This window comes from Pirellulales bacterium, from assembly GCA_036499395.1.
GTDB lineage: Bacteria > Planctomycetota > Planctomycetia > Pirellulales > JACPPG01 > JACPPG01.
The window spans coordinates 11,492-28,773 of the sequence record DASYDW010000020.1 but is presented as its reverse complement, the minus strand read 5'-3'; the positions used below and the strand labels follow the sequence as shown (position 1 = coordinate 28,773).

Here is a 17,282-nt window from a genome sequence, read left to right as displayed (position 1 = left end):
CAGCGCGAAGAGAGCTTAGTAGCTGCGCGGGAGCCCCAACACGCGCTGCGCGATGATATTGCGTTGAACTTCGCTCGTGCCGGCTTCGATCGTGTTGCCGCGCGACCGCAGGTAGTTGTAGACGCAGCGACCGCCGTCAAAGTCCGTCAATTGCCCGTAAGGGCCAAGTACTTCCATCGCGATCTGTGCGTTGCGCTGATTCAGTTCGCTCCAGTAGAGTTTCTGGATCGATCCCTCAGGCCCGGGGACGCCGGTTTTATTCAACGTGCTCAAGCCGCGCGCCGTGTTCAGACGGAACACTTCTAGATCGACGTAGGCTTGGGCCAGTTTCTGGCGAAGCACCGGATCTTCAATGATGGGCCTGCCGTGGCGGCGCAGCGTGCGTGCCTGTTCGACCACGGCGTCGAGATTGCGTTTGAACGCCACATACAGACCAATTCCCAAGTTGGCCCGCTCGTTACTCAGAGCCGTTATGGCAACGTTCCAACCTTCGTTGACTTTGCCCAGCATGCGGTCGACCGGCACGCGTAAATTGGAAAAGAACACCTCATTGAATTCGGAATCGCCAGACATCATCTTCAGCGGGCGCACGGTGATACCCGGGCTTTTCATATCCACTAACAGACACGTGATGCCCTTGTGTTTGGCAGCGGCCGAGTCGGTGCGGACGATCAGCAGGCACAAGTCGGCGAAGTGAGCAAAGCTCGTCCAGATCTTTTGACCATTGATGACGAAGTGATCGCCGTCGAGCGTGGCCTTCGTCTGTAGCGACGCCAGGTCGCTGCCGGCGTTAGGCTCGGAAAAGCCTTGGCACCAGACCTCTTGGCCGGAGAGGATGCCGGGCAAGAAACGCTTCTTCTGTGCCTCGCTGCCGACAGCGATGATCGTCGGCCCGACCAGGCTCTGGCCGATCGTGGCCGTCTCGGGCGTATCGGCGAGCGCCATTTCTTCCTGAAATATGGCCTGTTCGATGAACGTTGCGCCGCGACCACCGAATTCCTTCGGCCAAGCGATGCCTGCGTAACCTCCCTCGAACAGCTTGCGCTGCCAATCCTTGATTTGTCCGTGGAAATCGGCCGCGGAATGCGCCGCATTCAATGCGTGCGCGCCCTTCGGCGGCAGATTATTTTTCAGCCAGGCTCGCAACTCGTCGCGAAACTTCAGTTCGCTGGCGGTGAGACTAAGATCCATAAATGTTGGCTCTCCAGATGCAGAGGTCTGTAGCTGTTACGAATGTTCTGAGGGGGTGGGGCGTTCCACGGCTTGCCAAAGCAACTCCGCCACGTCCAGGACCTGGATATCGCGTGCCCCTTTTTTCGCGTTGATGCCATCTTCGAGCATGGTCGTACAGAACGGGCATCCCACGGCCACGATATCGGCGTCGGTTTCCAGTACCTGGCGAGCGCGTTCTTGGTTGACGCGCTTGTCGGCCGGTTCGTCGACAAAGCTCATGCCACCCCCGCCTCCACAACAAAAGCCATTTTGACGACTTTGCGCCATTTCAAGGGGCGCGTAGGTCGTAGAGTGCTGTACCAACTCGCGTGGAGCGTCGTACACGCCGTTGTGTCGGCCCAGGTAGCAAGGATCGTGAAAGGTGATCTTTTTATCCAGCGGCATGTCAACGGTAAGCTTGCCTTCATGCACCAGGCGGGCCAGGTATTCGCTGTGGTGAAACACCTCGTAATGCCCACCGAATTGTGGATATTCGTTCCGCAACGTGTTGAAGCAGTGCGGGCAGGAAGTAACGATCGTTTTCGCCTGGTACCGATCGAGCGTGGCGATATTATCCTCGGCCAACTGCTGAAATAGAAACTCGTTACCGATGCGACGGGCGGGATCGCCGGTGCATTTCTCCTCGCGTCCCAGGATGGCAAACGATACGCCTGCCTTCGTTAAGAGTTGGGCCAGGGCGCGAACGATCTTCTGATTCCGCTCGACCAGTGCGCCGCCGCAACCGACCCACAGTAGAACCTGCGCCTCGCGCGCTTCGGCCATCGTTGCGATCGGCAAACCTTGCGTCCAATCGACGCGCGAAAAGGCGGTGCCGCGAAACGGATGAGCACGCGTCTCGACCGAGGTTAACGCCTGCTGCATGGTTTCCGGGAATTCGGCCTCTTCCATCACCAGATAGCGACGCGTGTCGACGATCTTCGGCATTTGCTCGATCGACACGGGGCAGGCCTCGACGCAGGCGCCGCAGGTCGTACACTCCCACATCGCCTCGGCGGAAAGTGCCGGAGTGACGCCGATGTAAGTCTGCGCGAAATCGGCGTTCTCCGTACGAGTCAACCGTTGCAGATCGAGAATGATGTCACGCGGAGAAAGCTGCTTGCCAACGCGGTTGGCCGGACAAGCCGCGGTGCAGCGGCCACACTCGGTGCAGGCATCGAAATCGAGCAGATCCTTCCAAGTGAAACCGGCGAGCGCGTGAATACCCAGTTTTTCCTCGGAATCGAAATCAACCTTTCGCAGAGTAGCGCCGATCGGCGCCAGCCGCGCCGTGTAAATATTCAGGGTCGACGTGAGAACATGCACCATCTTGGTGTAGGGGGCCCAAGCGAGAAACCCGAACACGAGCAGCATGTGCATCCACCACGTCGCCAGGTGTGCGCCCTGGATCGTCGTATCCGACATGAAACGGCGCGAGCCTCGTGCGACCAGATTCCCGAATGGCGACCATGCAGCCCATGGGTCGTTAGTGGCTGCGATGCGCCATCCCTCGACAAGGAATCCGGTCGTTAGGATGGCGAAAATAGCCGCCAGGATCAGCGATGCCTCGGTCGAATAGACAAGCTCGCGCGGCCGCGCGACCCAGCGGCGCAGCATCGCCAGGCCGACGCCGATGATCGCCAGCGCACCGAAGACATCGGTAATGAACGATTGGAAGATCAGGTAGAACCAACCACGCATGATCGGGATGCCGAAGTCGTAATCGAGCATCACGACCGTGGTCGCAATCGTGAGCACGATAAATCCCCAGAAGATCATCGCGTGCATGACGCCGGGGTACAGTTTGCGCCAGGTACGCACCTGCAAGAGAGCGTTCTTCGCGACCAACCCCAAACGCCGCAATGGCTGGTCCCACCGGTTTTCGTCGCGCCCGCGGCGCCACACGCGCACACGGCGATATATGCCATAGGCGGCGACGATCACGGTGGGCAGCAGCAGCGCGTACATCAACCACGCATGGCTGATGTTCCAGAAGACTTCGCGCGTCGCGGTGAGCGGGTCATTCATGCGTGTTGGCCGAGCTTGGCGGTCAAGGGACCGATAACCTTTTGATAGTCCTCGACCAGGCCGAAGCGGCAATGCTTGAAGATTGGCGCGTCGGGATCGCGATTAATCGCGCAAATCACTTTCGAGTCGGCAATGCCCATAATGTGCTGGCTGGCGCCCGAAATGGCGACGGCCAGATATAGCTCGGGCGCCACTTTTTTGCCGGTTTGTCCGACTTGCCAAGAGGCCGGGACCCAGCCGGCGTCACACGCAGCGCGCGAGGCCGCCATTTGCGCGCCCATTGCCGCGGCCAGCGCCTGCAATTGCTCGAACGGCCCGGGCCCCCCCAAGCCACGCCCGCCCGATACGATGAGACGCGCCTCTTCGAGTCGCACGCCTTCCTTCGCATCGGCGTGACTCGAAATCAGGCTGACGCGAGAATCCTGAGCCAGGCCCAAACTTAGCAACTCGACTTCGCCGGGTGCCCGCGCCGGGGCGGGCGCCATCGCCCGCGCGCGAATCCACACGACGGCCGGCGTCTTGGCCAAGGCAATCACGGCCGTGGCCTTTCCGCCATAGACACCGCGAGTCGCCCGCAACTGGCCGTCGGCAATCGCAACATCGACGGCATCACCCGCGGCGCTACCGCCCAAACGATGGGCAAGGCGCGCCGTCAATTCCTGGCTATAAACATCGTTGCCCAAGAGCACTGCCCGCGGCGCAAGCTGTCCACACACCGCGGTCAGAGCTGCCAAATAATTTTCAGCGTTGTACTCGGCCAGCAATTCATCTTCGACCAGCACGACCTTGTCGGCCGCGGTTCGCGCGGCTTCGACTGCCGCGGGGTCGACTGGCCCGACAACTACGGCGTGTAGCTTCTCTCCGAGGCTTTCGGCCAATCGGCGGCCCGCTCCGAGCAGTCCTTGTGCCGCGCGGTCCATGCCGGCGCGGCCCCACAAACATGCAACAACGTCTGGCACTGTATCTCTCACTATCTCGGGTGGTGATTAAATCGAACGGATGATCCCGGCTAAACGCTCGGCGAGAGCGTCGACCTTAGCTTCCAGCGTATCGCCGGACAGGAACTCGCAATGCGTTTCCTTGACGGGCACAAAAAGGTCGGCGATGTGGGAATAACCGCCGTTCGAATCGACGTCGATCCCTAGCTCAGCCAACGGCCATTTCGTCAAAGGCTTGCGGTACGACTGCATCACATCACGCGTTTTCGGAATGCGCGGCACGTTCTTATCATGGTTCGTGATCGTAATCACGAGCGGTGTCGACGACTCGAAGCCTTCCCAGCCGTTGTCGGTTTGTCGTTTGACTTGCAGCCGGCCTGGTTCGGTGCCGGGCGCGAACGACTCGGCGAACGCAATGCAGGGCGTGCTTAATTCTTCGGCTAAGAGTCCACCTGTTTGGCCTGCCCCCCAGTCGCCCGCCTCGCGCCCGACAAGCACCACGTCGAACGGCTCCAGCTTGCGAATGCCGGCGGCCAGCGTGCGGGCGACGAAAAGAGGATCGGGGTTTTCGATCGGCGATTCGAGCAATACGGCCTCATCCGCCTTCAATGCGAGTGCCTTTCGCAGCACCTCTTCCGCCTCGACGCCCCCGCACGTTACGACCGTGATTTTGCCGCCGTGGGCGTCGCGAACCTGCAGCGCCGTCTCGAGTGCGTTTTCGCAGAAAATGTTGGTAACCAAGTTGGCGCTGCCGCGTTCGGCTTGGCGTTTTGCGCCATCGACGCGAAAATCGCGAGCAGGAATCTCGGGGTCGAGAATCTGCTTGATACAAACGATGATGTTCATGCTGGCGTACTTTTGCCTTTCGATTTCAACAGTCCGCCGGTAACCAGGCGGACGATTTGTTGAACAACCTCTTCGCTGCTGAGCGTCCCTCCGACGCGAAACCATCGCGGCAGCCAAAGCAGCGTGCCGAACAAGCTGAAGGCGGCGACGGTCGTATCGACGTCGCGCAATCGGCCACGATCGTTCAACTCATCGAGCGTGCCGCGCACCAACTCGAAATATGCCCGTTTGCGGTCCAGGATCTGCTTACGATGCTTAGGTTTCAAACCGTCGATTTCATCCGTCAGCAGGGTGATCGCCTTGTTTCCCTCGGTCAGCAATTGTGCGTGCCGGGTGACGATGCTCAGTAGCCGCTGCTGGGGATCGGATAATTCGCGGGAAGGCTCGATCACCGTGGTTTCGAGTCGTTCCATGGCGAAATTGATGATGGCGTAGAGCAAGTCTTCTTTGCTTTCTACGTAGTAGTACAGTCCGGCCTTAGTGAGATCGACGGCCGAGGCAATGCTGCTCATCGAGGTGGCATCAAAGCCCCGCTCGTGAAAAATCTCGGCCGCCTTGCCGTAGATTTCGACCGCGCGATCGCGTTCGGATGCCGCCGGCGGCTTTTTGGTTTTTAACGTTGCCACGTATGTCCGTCGTCAAACCGAATCATCGAATCTCGAATTCTACCGACCGGTTAGTAGAACAGCATTTCGAGGCCGTTGTCAACTTCTAGAAACGCGAAGTGAGAAAGTGGTTCGAATCAGCGCATGCGGCGCTGAACAGTGCATGGCACGCGTATCACCCAATACGGGGCGCTGCCAGAGCGACAGAAGGTATGAGCTAGGGCACCAAAGCCGGAATTCCGTCGTCGCGAGTTGAAAGTGCCTTGAGCACGGTGACATCCATGTTGTCGTTGAGAAAGTGGACAGCGCCGTCGGCGACCGCCGCATGCACACCCCCTGGATGCGATGACACGAGGGGATTGTTCGGCCCGTGATCGTTGATAATCCCCGGTTGCGTGTAATCTCGCATATTTGGACGGTAGCGGACTGTCGTAATATTGTAACTCATCTTCGGTTTTGCGGGATCCGCTGCATACTTCGGCGGTGTGCCCAACTCGAAGGTTCCGGCAATCCATCCCAGCGGAAGACCTCCGTCGATGCGCATGGCAACTCCGTTGGCGTTGTACACGTTATCCGAACATTCGCCGACAGCGATGGTGTTCGACAACCCATCCGTCACCTCGGCATAAGCGATGCTGCGATTGGGGACGAGCATTCCGCCAGCGGATATCTGTCCCAGATTGCCGCCCGGGGCGCAACAAGTGTTAACGCGCGTCTCGGGAAACCCCAGATCGTTAGACGCACCTGAGATTCCCACGTAAGAGGGCATTTGCACTGAACTAATTCCAACCGGGTACATCTGGTCCAAAGTGCTCGAAGGGCAAGCCAAACTAGGAATTTGCAGTCCATTGACGACTTGCGCATTGCCCGCATGTAAAAGCAGGAAGCCGGTGGAAGATCCAGAATAGTCGAGGCGATCGGAAACGGCTGCTTGCTCGAGGAACGGCAACGTCGACGCCCACCAGGACATTCCACATCCCGCTTGCCCGCTGACGCCGATCGGGCCAACATGCTGCGCGTTTTCATAGCTCAGCAGCGCTAAACCGATCTGCTTGAGATTGTTGGCGCAGGTGGCGCGGCGACTTGCTTCGCGCGCCGTTTGAATCGCGGGAAGCATTAGCGCAATCAACAAACCAATAATGGCTATCGACGCCAGTAATTCAACGAGCGTGAATGCCGATCGCTGATTGCCGAGGGGCTGTTGGATCATTCGTCAAGCTCAACGATTCGGCCGCTGACGAAAATATCGCGCGCCGAAAAGCGCCGCGCCAATGGCGAGCAGCACGACCCCTGTCGGTTCCGGCGTAACGGTGAAGACATCGACAACCCCCACGGGCGCGTCGCTGAACAAGCCGAGTCCTGACGTAAATGACCTGAAGTTGAAGTTCGGAAGAGGGGTCGTAGCGGGATAAAGACTACTGTCGCCAATGAACGTGACGTTAAACAGCCCAGCGCTTCGTGCCGTGCCATTCACGACCAGCGAGGAATCGAGAGCCGGCGTTATTGCGCTGGAGAAGACGATCGAAAACTCATCTTTGACCGTGTGATCTGGCTGAACAATATTATTGACAATTTCCACCACGTAGTCGCTGGCACTGACCGTTACTCCACCGATGGTGGCATGAAATCCGTCGACAATATGCTGGTCATACCCCAAACCCGAGTTGAGCGTTCGCGTAGCGGGGGTATCGGGATCGTAGGAGAATTGGCCGGCAATAACGGTTCCAGGGATCGTCAAGCCGTAGGGCTGAAGTGGCTTCGAGAGCATCGTGCCTTGAAACGAATATGTGAGCGGCGTGGCCCACACTGAGGTTGATTGAAGAGAAACGAACGCCAACGCAACTGCCAAGAATATCGATCGTCCAAACATAGTATTGATAAGCCAATTGATTCGAAATGTTGTTGCCAAGATTCTCTGTTACGCACGGCGTCGATGCATTGCGCGGTGCGACAATCCATGGCGCTGCGCGACAACCGACGAAATCCAGCATCCAAGTAGTAAGGGGCGAATGGTGGGTCAGTCGGTGACGTGGCTGGGCTAGTTCCTGAACCAAGCGCCCAGGAAATTCCTGGAACGACACACCAATCTGACCTGAATAGTCGTCGCGCAGATGCATCGAATCATCGATGCGCGCGAAACCTCGCTACTAATGGACTACACCGATTTGAAGGTGATTTGCATTAGCCGCCGAGGAGGGAGAGCCCCCTCCCGCTGGACGAGACGAGGGGTGCAGAATTAGCGATAGTCTCACCCATCGCCTGTTTCCTGTCAAATAAAAAGCGCCGATATCTCGGGCAAGATCGGCGGCTCTGGCCTGCTCCCCAGGATTATTGGCGGACCACGATCGGGCTTTTCGGTTAACAGGATGAACGCGTCTTGTTGCTTGGGGGGCCGAGCGACTCGATGCCTCGTTTTCCTACCCTTTTCCGAGCGGTCCGAATATGCAATCGAATCAGGCAGACGGCGCAAGTCACCTCCCTATTGAGAATTATGGCTGGGACGAATCCCGTCCGACCAGCAAGGAAGGCGTCCTACCTAGTCGATCGCAGGTGACGGTCGTGGTCGTCGACAAGGAGCAATTGGTTGCTGACCTCATGGCCAGCGTGATTCGGTCATTCGGCATGAATGTCGTGGGAGCCTTTTCCAGCCTTGATCCGTTCCTGAATGCCGTTTCGCAGCGTCCGCCGTCGCTGGCGATCATCGACGCAAGATTGCCGGACGTGCAGCAGGCCATTGGAAAAGTCAGGTCCCTGACGCCGCGCGTCGCGTTTGTGGTCATGGACGACGTTTTCCGAGATTACGGACTCAATCGCGCATTATCCTGCGGGGCAGAAGGCTATTTGACCAAACAGGATCCGCTCGAAAAGCTCGAAGCCGCTCTCGACGTTATCTCTACGAACGTTGGGTCATCCCGCCTCTTAACGGCAAATCACCGGGGTAAGCGCTGCACGCGCAATCCCGCCTTTCTGAGTGAACGGGAAATTGAGGTGCTCCGGCTTCTCGCCACGGGTCTGACCCTGCCTTGCTGCGCTTTCGCACTGGGGATCAGTGCCAACGCGCTGGAGAACCATAAGGCACATATCGTTCGCAAAATTAACGCGCGCCGCACAGAGGCAGCCTGACTTTCTGGAGGTGACTCAGGACGAACTCGCTACGGCGCCGCGCGTTACTTTCCAATCATCTTCGTGGATCTCGCCGTCGCAGCTAGCAGTTTTGTGTGAAAATGAGTGGCCTATAAGGCTCGTGTTGCTGGGACGACACCACGACGCAGCCCGGTCTCCCGGGTTAATGAGTCGGACGTCTGCCGAGGATCGCTCAGAATCCTTGTGAATCCTCGGCCCCAGCAACACCGACCAGCAACTGCCCCCGGCCAAATCGACGACAGGCTACAAACGTGATTGCTTGACGAACGGGGGATCAGGCGGCGCTATCGCCTCTGGCGAATCGCAAAAAACGACGGCCAGCCGCCAATCTCGCTGCAACCTGGCATTTTTCGAACGAGGTCAAGGATGCGCCTTCCCCGGCAGACGCGGAAAACCTTTGCAAATCAAGGGTTACAGCCATTGCCACCTGGCGAGATCGAAGATAAACAAGATGGACTAGCGTCATTTATTTAGTCGTCTTGCGCCGGATCTTGTTGCATGTCACTTCAGAACTCGGTCAGCGAATGGCTTTGCTCCTTGAAAGCTGGGGAAGTTGCGCACGTAGCGAATCTCTGGGACCGGTATCGGGAACAGTTGGTTGAAATCGCAAGTCGACGCCTTGCGGGCAAACCCAAAGCGGTCGCCGATGAGGACGATGTTGCGCAGGCCGTCTTTTTTAGTCTGTGCCGGGGCGCCTTAGCCGGCCGCTTCGACAATGTAAACGATCGTGATGAGCTATGGTGGCTGTTGTTAGCGATTACCAAACAAAAGTCGGTGGATCTGATTCGCCGCAATGTTACAGCCAAACGCGGAGGCAACCGTGTGTATGCCGAGTCGGCATTAGCCGATAGTAACGCCGCGGCAGGGCAATTTTCGTTCGACCAACTTGTCAGCGACTGCCCCACGCCTGAAACACTCGCGATTCTCGAAGAGCAAAGTCGGCGCTTGCTTGGTTTGCTTCCGAATGCCGAGCTCGCTAAAATTGCAGCTCTTAGAGTAGAAGGCTATTCTGTAATTGAAATTGCTAACATTCTTTCTGTAAGTAAACGCGCCATCGAGCGTAAGCTGCATTTGATTCGTAACGCGTGGAGCCAGGAGTTAATCCATGCGAGCTAGAGAGCATAATCTTCGTCAGGCACTTGTCGGATTGAGTGTCGACCTGCAGATCGACGCCATCTGCGATCGCTTCGAAAAGGATTTGTGGGCCGGCAGCCAGCCTGAGCTAACAGATTACCTCTCCTACGTCGAAGAAGAACACCGCGGCCAATTGTTTGTCGAGCTGTTGCTGGTCGACTGGGAGCTGCGCAGTCACGATAAAGACGCGTCGGATTGGCGCGTCTACATGACCCGATTCCCGCATTACGCGTCGCAGATCGAGGAAGCTCGTTTAAAACATTCCGGCGAGCCCGCTCCGCCGCCGAACGTACTGGCCCCTTCGCGTCTTGGCCACTTTCTGCTTTTGGAAAGCATTGGCGAAGGAACGAGTGGCAAGGTCTGGAGAGCCTTTGATCCGCGGTTGCAGCGAACCGTGGCACTAAAGATCCCGCATGCGCACCGGCTGACGGACAATGCCCTGAATCGCTTTTTGCGCGAGGGGCGTGCCGCGGCACAACTTAGTCATCCCCGCATCGTGCCTGTATACGAGGTGGGCAAGGAAGGGGGCTCCGTATATATCGTCTCGGCGTATGTGCTCGGACAGAACTTGCGAGATTGGTTGTATCGATCGCGGCCTATAGCGCGCGAGGCTGCGAGAATGTGCGCATCGCTTGCTGACGCTTTGGATCACGCCCATGAGCGAGGCGTGATTCATCGCGACCTGAAGCCCAGTAACATCATCCTGGATGAGGCACTCAATCCGCACATCACCGATTTTGGTCTAGCAAAATGCGCGAACGACAGCCGCAACATGACGCTGGACGGCGAGATTGTGGGCACGCCGGCCTACATGTCTCCGGAGCAGGCTAGTGGCAAGGGGATCGCAGCCGACCGGCGGACCGACATTTTTGCGCTCGGCGTCATTCTTTATGAAATGCTGACGGGCAGCCCCCCTTTCGATGGCCCCGCTGCGGCGCTGCTTCAAAAGGTCGTCCATGCGGATCCGCTTCCGCCCAGGCGCATTAACCGCTCGATTCCACGCGACCTCGAGACGATCTGCCTGAAGGCGATATCGAAGTCGCCCGACGACCGCTACTGGTCAGCGCAAGAGATGGCCGTCGATTTGCGGCGTGTGCTGGACGGCCGGCCCATCGTCGCGCGCCGTCCTAGTCCCGTGGAGCGAGCTTGGCGATGGATTCGTCGCCGCCCTGCGGCTGCTGCCGTCGTCGGGTTGTTTGCGCTACTGGCAGCGGCGATGGGCATTGCCGCGCAATTAGCGTCCGAAAATCATGCCTTGCTTGGCCTGCGTACCGTTACCATGACAACTTCGCCAGCAGGCGCAAAGGTAACCTTCGTACCACTCGATGCCGATCTCGGTGAGCCGCTGCCGGATAAGGCGATTCGGCCGCGGCAACGCTCCCCGTTTTCGCTCGAGGTGCCCGCCGGAGAGTATCTTGTCGTCGCCGTGCTTGACGATGGTCGATTTAACGAAGTGTATCGCCGCGTACCGCGAGAGGCGGAGACTCTTCCAGGCATATACGCACATCTACGCTGGAAGCAGGCGGCCGACGGATCGATCAATTTACCGAAGATTCGCATTCCCGACGCGGACGTAACTAGCAATATGGCATTGATCGCCGCGCCCCCTAGCGCCGACCCCAAGAGCAGCAAGCATAGCAGCGACGGCGCGTTCTATATCGATTGCAAGGAGTTCACGGTAGCAGAGTACCGACAATTTTCGCACGGCAAGGACCCGATGGACAAGCGCTGGCGTCCAGTTCCCGACGATTATGCTGTCACGGTCTCGTTCGATCTTGCCCTGGCACTAGCGGAAAGTCGCGGCAAGCGTCTGCCAACGGAAAACGAGTTTGTCCTCGCTGCATCACACCGCGCGCCAGCTCCGAATCCGGAGGCAAGCACCGACGAAGGAGAGCCCGAAAACGGGGTGGGGCCGGTCGGTTTTCCGTCCGTGGACCGCACTCACACAGAACCGCAAGTGGTCGGTCTTTGTAGCAATGTCGCCGAGTGGACCGTGTCGCGGTTCACGAAGCCAAGGCCAGAAGTGGCAGCTTTTATACTTGAACCGCGCGAGCGCATCGTACGTGGCGGGAACATGCGATCGACGATGGGCGAGTCTTCGGTGACGACGATTCATAAGTCGACATTGCCCGTCGTCGTTTCCGAGGGAGCGGTCCGCCCAGGCCTGGGCTTTCGCTGCGTACGCAGCGCCACGCCACGATTCGTCAACGATTGACGAACCGTGGGACCCGCCGTCACTCGATCGCTGGCTCAATGGGCGGCCGCGCCCCCCGATCGATTTCGCCGTTGTTGGGTCCATGCCACTGGGAGCGTGTTCGCCAATAGGACTGTTTCGATGCGGCCGACCAGCAAGTGCGAGCACGATGTGATTCGACGATAATTCACCCAGGTGTTGCGTCCTTTGCCAGTCGCGATTCTCTAACCTCTGTCGCTACCGCGAATCCTGGCGCGGTGTATGTGTGATTCGGCGCGCCAAACCGTGCGACGCCGAGCAGTGCGATGTGTTCGCGAAGCTCTTCGCTTCGAAGAATCGTGCTTTTCGGGCCGCGAATGCGCGCGACCGATCCCACGACAGTGGCCTGCTATTGAAAATCTGATCCATCGGTTATGAAGGTCTTTAGCCCTTCGGGCAAGGAGACCTTTTCGATGACGAAGCGACGTAAGCGGCACAGTCCCGAGCAGATTATCAAGAAGCTGCGTGACGCGGAGGGGATGCTGAACGCCGGCAAGGCGTTGGTGTTGCAATCCCTGGAAGTGAGCCAATCGACGTACGATCGTTGGCGTGCGCAGTACGGCGGCATGAAGGCCGAAGAGGCGAAGCGGCTGAAGGAGCTGGAAGACGAGAACCGTCGGCTGAAGCAGTTGGTGGCGGATCTGTCGCTCGACAATCAGATGCTGAAGCATGTCGCCTCGGGAAACTGGTGAGCCCTTCGCGGAAGCGCGCGGCGGTCTGTGCGCTGCAAACGCAGTTCACGGTCTCCGAACGAAGGGCGTGCGTTGCCTTGGGTCAGCCGCGCAGCAGTCAGCGTTATCAACCGCAACCGCACAGCGACGAAGCGGCAGTGGTGAAACGGATGTTGGAGTTGGTTCGCGAGCGGCCGCGGTTCGGCTATCGGCGGATCGGCCGTCTATTGGCCGCCGAAGGTCGGCGTGTTGGCCAGAGCCGCCTGTTTCGACTGTGGCGTCGGGAAGGCTTGAAAGTGCCAAACAAGAAGCGGAAACGCCGTCGCCTGGGGAGCAGCGTCAACGGCTGCGACCGGCGTCGCGCCTTGCACAAAGACCACGTCTGGAGTTGGGACTTCGTGTTCGATCGCACCGCCAGCGGCAGCACGCTGCAGTGGCTGTCGATCATCGACGAGCACACGCGCGAGTGCCTGACCTTGAAGGTGGACCGCAGCATCACGAGCGAAGACGTAATCGACACACTGGCGGAGTTGTTCGCGATGCGTGGCGTGCCACAACACGTCCGCAGCGACAACGGAAAAGTTTATCGCGCTAGCCATGCGACGTTGGCTGAAGCAGGTCGGCGTGGAAACGCTGTACGTGGAGCCAGGCAGCCCTTGGGAGAATGGCTATGCCGAAAGCTTCCACAGTCGTGTTCGTGACGAGTTCTTGGCCGTCGAGGAGTTCGAGAACCTATCGGCCGCCCGGTCGCTGACGGCAGTCTGGCGAGAGGACTACACCCACCACCGACCCCACAGCTCGTTGGGCTACCAAGCCCCCAGTAAGTTCGCCGCGTGTGCTGCTTCCACTCCGGCTTCGGCTACGCCTCAGCCTGCGCTACAGCAGCACACGCGAAGAGAAGAGACCGTACCTGTTCCCCAACCAATACCTTCATAACCCCTGGTACAGAAATTCAGAGCCGGTCAGTCCAACTCGGCGTCGGCCAGCAGACGTTTCAGACGGGCGTTCTCCTTCTCCAACTCCTTAAGCCGCTTCGCCTGATCTATGAGCAGACCACCGTACTCCTTCTTTCAGCGGTAGTATGTCTGCTCCGTAACGCCGATCTTCTTCGCGACCTCGGGCACCCTCTTGCCCCGCGCAAGCTCTACTTCCGCCTCACGCAACTTCGCGATGAACGCCTCTGCTTGGAACTTCTGACCTCGTGGCATCGGTCGCCCTCCTTCGCTTGGGTACTGTTCAACGGATTATCGCTCCGTCGATCGACTCGGTTGAAGGGGGCAGGTCAAATCCCGTCGGCATTGAAATCTATTCCGCACCGACATGGGCACCCTTTTCGGCAACCGATCGCTTCATGAGGAGCACCAAAAGTGCGAGCGCTACTCCCAAGACGCCTGCCACGAAAAAGACATCGAAATAGGACATCGATTGCGCTTGTTGCTCTCTAAGGTCGGCCAACCTTTGCAGTGCCATCCGCTGCGATCGAGGGGCATCTCCTGTTATCCGAAAGAAAAATGCCTGCGTTCGGTCCAGATACGAGCTAACAGCGGAATTGAACGGATCGAGGAATTCTCCGACGCGCGAAGAATGTAACTGGTCGCGACGCACCTGCACGGTCCGGGCCATCGACGTACCAAAACTGCCCCCTTCGTTGCGGAGCAGTGCGAACATGCCCACGGCCGCGGCGCGCAAATGACGGGGGGTGTAGAGAAAAGCGGCCACGTTGAGCGGGGCAAAGGCCATCCCCAGGCCGGCGATCGTGACGACACGCGGCCAGATCGCTTGCCAGGGGGTAATCTCTAGATTCATCAATGACATTGAATAGCCGCCGAACGCCACGACAAGCATTCCGCCGCCGATCAACCAGCGGGCGTCAACGCCACGACCGAGCAAAACACCACAGATCAGCAGCATCGAGACCGACGCGAGGCCGGACGGCGACATGATCAGCCCCGAGTGAAAGGCATCGTAGCCAAATAATGACTGGAGCAATCCCGGCAGTGATGTACTCGTGCCGTACAGGATCGCGTATGCGAAGAAAATGATAAGGCAGCAGACCCAAAAGTTACGTTCGCCAAGTGGCCGAAAATTGACGACAGGATTTTCTCTGCGCATTTCCCAGAAAACCAGGCACGCTCCGCCTACCACAAATATCAACAACAACGTCTGGACCTTTCCGAAAGGGTCCCCCAACCAGTCCCATTCCTGGCCCTTGGTGATCAGCACTTCCCATGCGGACATAACCAATGCCAGTAGTGCCAGGCCGATGTAATCGAAGTTGAGCGGCATTCGCAGCAGCCGGGCACGCTCCTTACGGAGATAGTCCGGGTCTTCGACAACGAGGTAAGTCACTGCGAAGGCAAGACAGCCGATCGGGATATTGATGTAAAAGATCCAGCGCCAACTTTGATAATCGGATAGGTAGCCACCGAGCGTCGGTCCGACAACTGGCGCCGTTAACGCCGCGATGCCGAACATAGTCATCGCCATCCCCTGTTTCTCGGCCGGGAAACTGTCAATCAGGATGGCCTGGCTGGATGGCTGCAGTCCGCCGCCGGCCAGACCCTGGATGATGCGGAACACGATGATCTGCCATAGGCTGGTGGCCATACCGCACAAAGCCGAGGCGATGGTGAAGACTGCGATCGACAAGAGAAAATAGTTGCGACGACCCAGGCGAGCCGAGAGCCAGCCAGAAATCGGAAGAATCGTGGCATTCGCGGCGAGATAGCAGGTCAGCACCCATTCGGCGTCGACCACGGCCGCCGACAGGTCGCCCGCGATGTAACGCAGTGAGACAATCGCAACCGTCGTGTCCAGGACTTCCATGAATGTGGGAATGATCACGGCACCGGCGACGAGCCAGCCATTGATGGCCGGGCGACTAGTTGCCACCGATGCAACTGCGACGGTGCTCATGATCCCCGCTTCCTTTGCGATGGCCGACTAATGCCAGTTACGGTTTCGGTGCCACCGGAGATTGTGGAAGCGTAGCAAAGGGTTGCAAGAGTTCCCCGGCGTGCGGGCCCGTGGCCGGCTCCTTGACGTACACGTAAGGCACGACCGACAGGCCGATGAATAACGGGACCTTTTCGGGATCGTAGTCCGTCAGCTCGATGCGGACGGGCAAACGCTGGACAATCTTCACGAAATTGCCCGTCGCGTTCTGAGGGGGAAGCAGCGCAAGCGTTGTGCCGGTTCCCATCGTGAATCCGGTAATCCGGCCCTCGAACTCCTGTCGATGGCCATACATGTCGACCTCGCAACGCACGCGCTGGCCGATGCGTTGGTCGCGCAGTTGTGTTTCCTTGAAGTTGGCATCGATCCAAATTTCGGTGAGCGAGCGCACGGCCATCAGACTCTGACCAATTTGGACATAATTACCAGGGTTCACGTTGCGGCTGGTGACCTGACCGTCGATTTCGCTCACGATGTCGCAATAGCGAAGGTTCAACTCGGCTTGCGCGAGGTCGTCTTGGGCCTGTGCGACCTTGGCTTCGGTTTGCTTAATGGCAGGCGACTCGGGAATCAGCCGCTCGAAGATCCGGTCCAAATTCTTGTCGGGATCCTGCGAGTAAAACGCCTCCTTGAATTGTTTCGGCGTCCCACTCCAGGTCGGCGGATTGAAACCCAACTGCGTAGCGTTGCCGTAAAGTTCCGCTAATGCTTCTTGCACCACCGATGAGGTCTCATCCAAATCCTCCGGCATATCCAAGGGGTTCTCGTGATCGATCGGCAATCCGAGGCTGACGCGCGTTTGTTGAATCGATTGCTTAGCGCTGCTCACCCGATTGATGGCCACTTTCAGCGCGGCCTTGTATCGATCAAAATCTTGCTGGCTGATCGCGCCCTTCACGACAAGATTGTTGCCGCGTTCGTAATCGCTCTCCGCGAACGTTAGATTCGCTTCCTCGACCTTCAGTTGCGCGACGTTAGACTTCAGCAGTTCGATCTGATTCCGGACATCCTCCATCACATGATCGAGCTTGAAGCGACTGCGGCGGGCCTGACCGGCGAGGCCTTGCGCCTGCGCCATTGCCGTCGCCAATTCCCGTTTTGCCGCCATGAGCGCCGACGTCTTGATGTTCACCTGAACCTGGTACGGTTCCTTATCAAGCTGAGCCAACAAGTCCCCCGCTCTCACGCGCTGGTTGTCATCCACCAGTACCGCGGTCACGTATCCGGCAACCCGCGGCGCAACGAAGGTCACATGACCGTTGACATACGCATCGTCGGTGGAAACCGTATTCAGCGCGGTCCGCACCATCGGAACCACGACATATCCAGCGGCCGCCGCTCCCGCCACAATTCCCGCCAGGATCAATCGTTTGCGCGAGAAGCGCGACGGTGAGCCCGCCACGGGCGACGTCGGGGCCGCAGTCGCCGGGTTGTCTGCGTGCGTTACTTCTTCGGCCGGTGCCGCACGCATATGCACAGAGGGCTGTCCCCGATTCTCGGTAGCTGTCGCCGGGTCGGA

Annotated in this window: 12 protein-coding genes and 2 pseudogenes; 4 read left to right on the top strand and 10 right to left on the bottom strand. The window is 58.5% G+C overall.

Annotation, left to right across the window (positions count from 1 at the left end):
• Positions 1-15: 15 nt before the first annotated feature.
• From VGN12_04675 to VGN12_04645, 7 genes are all read right to left on the bottom strand, one after another.
• Positions 16-1,191, bottom strand: a complete 1,176-nt coding sequence (locus VGN12_04675; protein HEY4308728.1) for an acyl-CoA dehydrogenase family protein — start codon at positions 1,189-1,191, stop codon at positions 16-18.
• Between the two features lie 36 nt (positions 1,192-1,227).
• A complete protein-coding gene (locus VGN12_04670) occupies positions 1,228-3,237 on the bottom strand; it encodes a (Fe-S)-binding protein (protein ID HEY4308727.1) in 2,010 nt (669 codons plus the stop codon).
• A complete protein-coding gene (locus VGN12_04665) occupies positions 3,234-4,196 on the bottom strand; it encodes an electron transfer flavoprotein subunit alpha/FixB family protein (GenBank protein ID HEY4308726.1) in 963 nt (320 codons plus the stop codon). The genes VGN12_04670 and VGN12_04665 overlap by 4 nt, the downstream gene beginning before the upstream one ends.
• Before the next feature lie 27 nt (positions 4,197-4,223).
• Complete coding sequence (locus VGN12_04660) at positions 4,224-5,021, bottom strand: electron transfer flavoprotein subunit beta/FixA family protein (protein ID HEY4308725.1); 798 nt, start codon at positions 5,019-5,021, stop codon at positions 4,224-4,226.
• On the bottom strand, positions 5,018-5,647 hold the full coding sequence (locus tag VGN12_04655) for a TetR/AcrR family transcriptional regulator (GenBank protein ID HEY4308724.1): 630 nt from the start codon (positions 5,645-5,647) through the stop codon (positions 5,018-5,020). The genes VGN12_04660 and VGN12_04655 overlap by 4 nt, the downstream gene beginning before the upstream one ends.
• Before the next feature lie 196 nt (positions 5,648-5,843).
• Positions 5,844-6,836 carry a DUF1559 domain-containing protein gene (locus tag VGN12_04650; GenBank protein HEY4308723.1) on the bottom strand — a complete coding sequence of 331 codons (993 nt, stop codon included), beginning with the start codon at positions 6,834-6,836 and terminating at the stop codon, positions 5,844-5,846.
• Positions 6,837-6,845: 9 nt separating this feature from the next.
• Positions 6,846-7,475: a hypothetical protein gene (locus VGN12_04645; protein ID HEY4308722.1), complete on the bottom strand. Its 630-nt coding sequence runs from the start codon at positions 7,473-7,475 to the stop codon at positions 6,846-6,848.
• Positions 7,476-8,068: 593 nt separating this feature from the next.
• On the opposite strand from VGN12_04645, the gene VGN12_04640 reads away from it, so the two are divergent.
• The 4 genes and pseudogenes from VGN12_04640 (at position 8,069) to VGN12_04625 (ending at position 13,630) form a co-directional block, all read left to right on the top strand.
• Entirely contained in the window at positions 8,069-8,749 is a 681-nt protein-coding gene (locus VGN12_04640) for a response regulator transcription factor (protein ID HEY4308721.1), read from the top strand.
• 519 nt (positions 8,750-9,268) lie between these two features.
• Entirely contained in the window at positions 9,269-9,886 is a 618-nt protein-coding gene (locus tag VGN12_04635) for an ECF-type sigma factor (GenBank protein HEY4308720.1), read from the top strand.
• Positions 9,876-12,119 carry a bifunctional serine/threonine-protein kinase/formylglycine-generating enzyme family protein gene (locus VGN12_04630; protein ID HEY4308719.1) on the top strand — a complete coding sequence of 748 codons (2,244 nt, stop codon included), beginning with the start codon at positions 9,876-9,878 and terminating at the stop codon, positions 12,117-12,119. The genes VGN12_04635 and VGN12_04630 overlap by 11 nt, the downstream gene beginning before the upstream one ends.
• 431 nt (positions 12,120-12,550) lie before the next feature.
• Positions 12,551-13,630: pseudogene (locus tag VGN12_04625) on the top strand (IS3 family transposase).
• Positions 13,631-13,773: 143 nt separating this feature from the next.
• Here VGN12_04625 and VGN12_04620 read toward each other — a convergent pair.
• From VGN12_04620 to VGN12_04610, 3 genes and pseudogenes are all read right to left on the bottom strand, one after another.
• Positions 13,774-14,016, bottom strand: a pseudogene (locus VGN12_04620) (transposase).
• Positions 14,017-14,113: 97 nt separating this feature from the next.
• Entirely contained in the window at positions 14,114-15,724 is a 1,611-nt protein-coding gene (locus VGN12_04615; GenBank protein ID HEY4308718.1) for a DHA2 family efflux MFS transporter permease subunit, read from the bottom strand.
• Between the two features lie 37 nt (positions 15,725-15,761).
• Positions 15,762-17,234: an HlyD family secretion protein gene (locus VGN12_04610; protein HEY4308717.1), complete on the bottom strand. Its 1,473-nt coding sequence runs from the start codon at positions 17,232-17,234 to the stop codon at positions 15,762-15,764.
• Between the last annotated feature and the right edge of the window lie 48 nt (positions 17,235-17,282).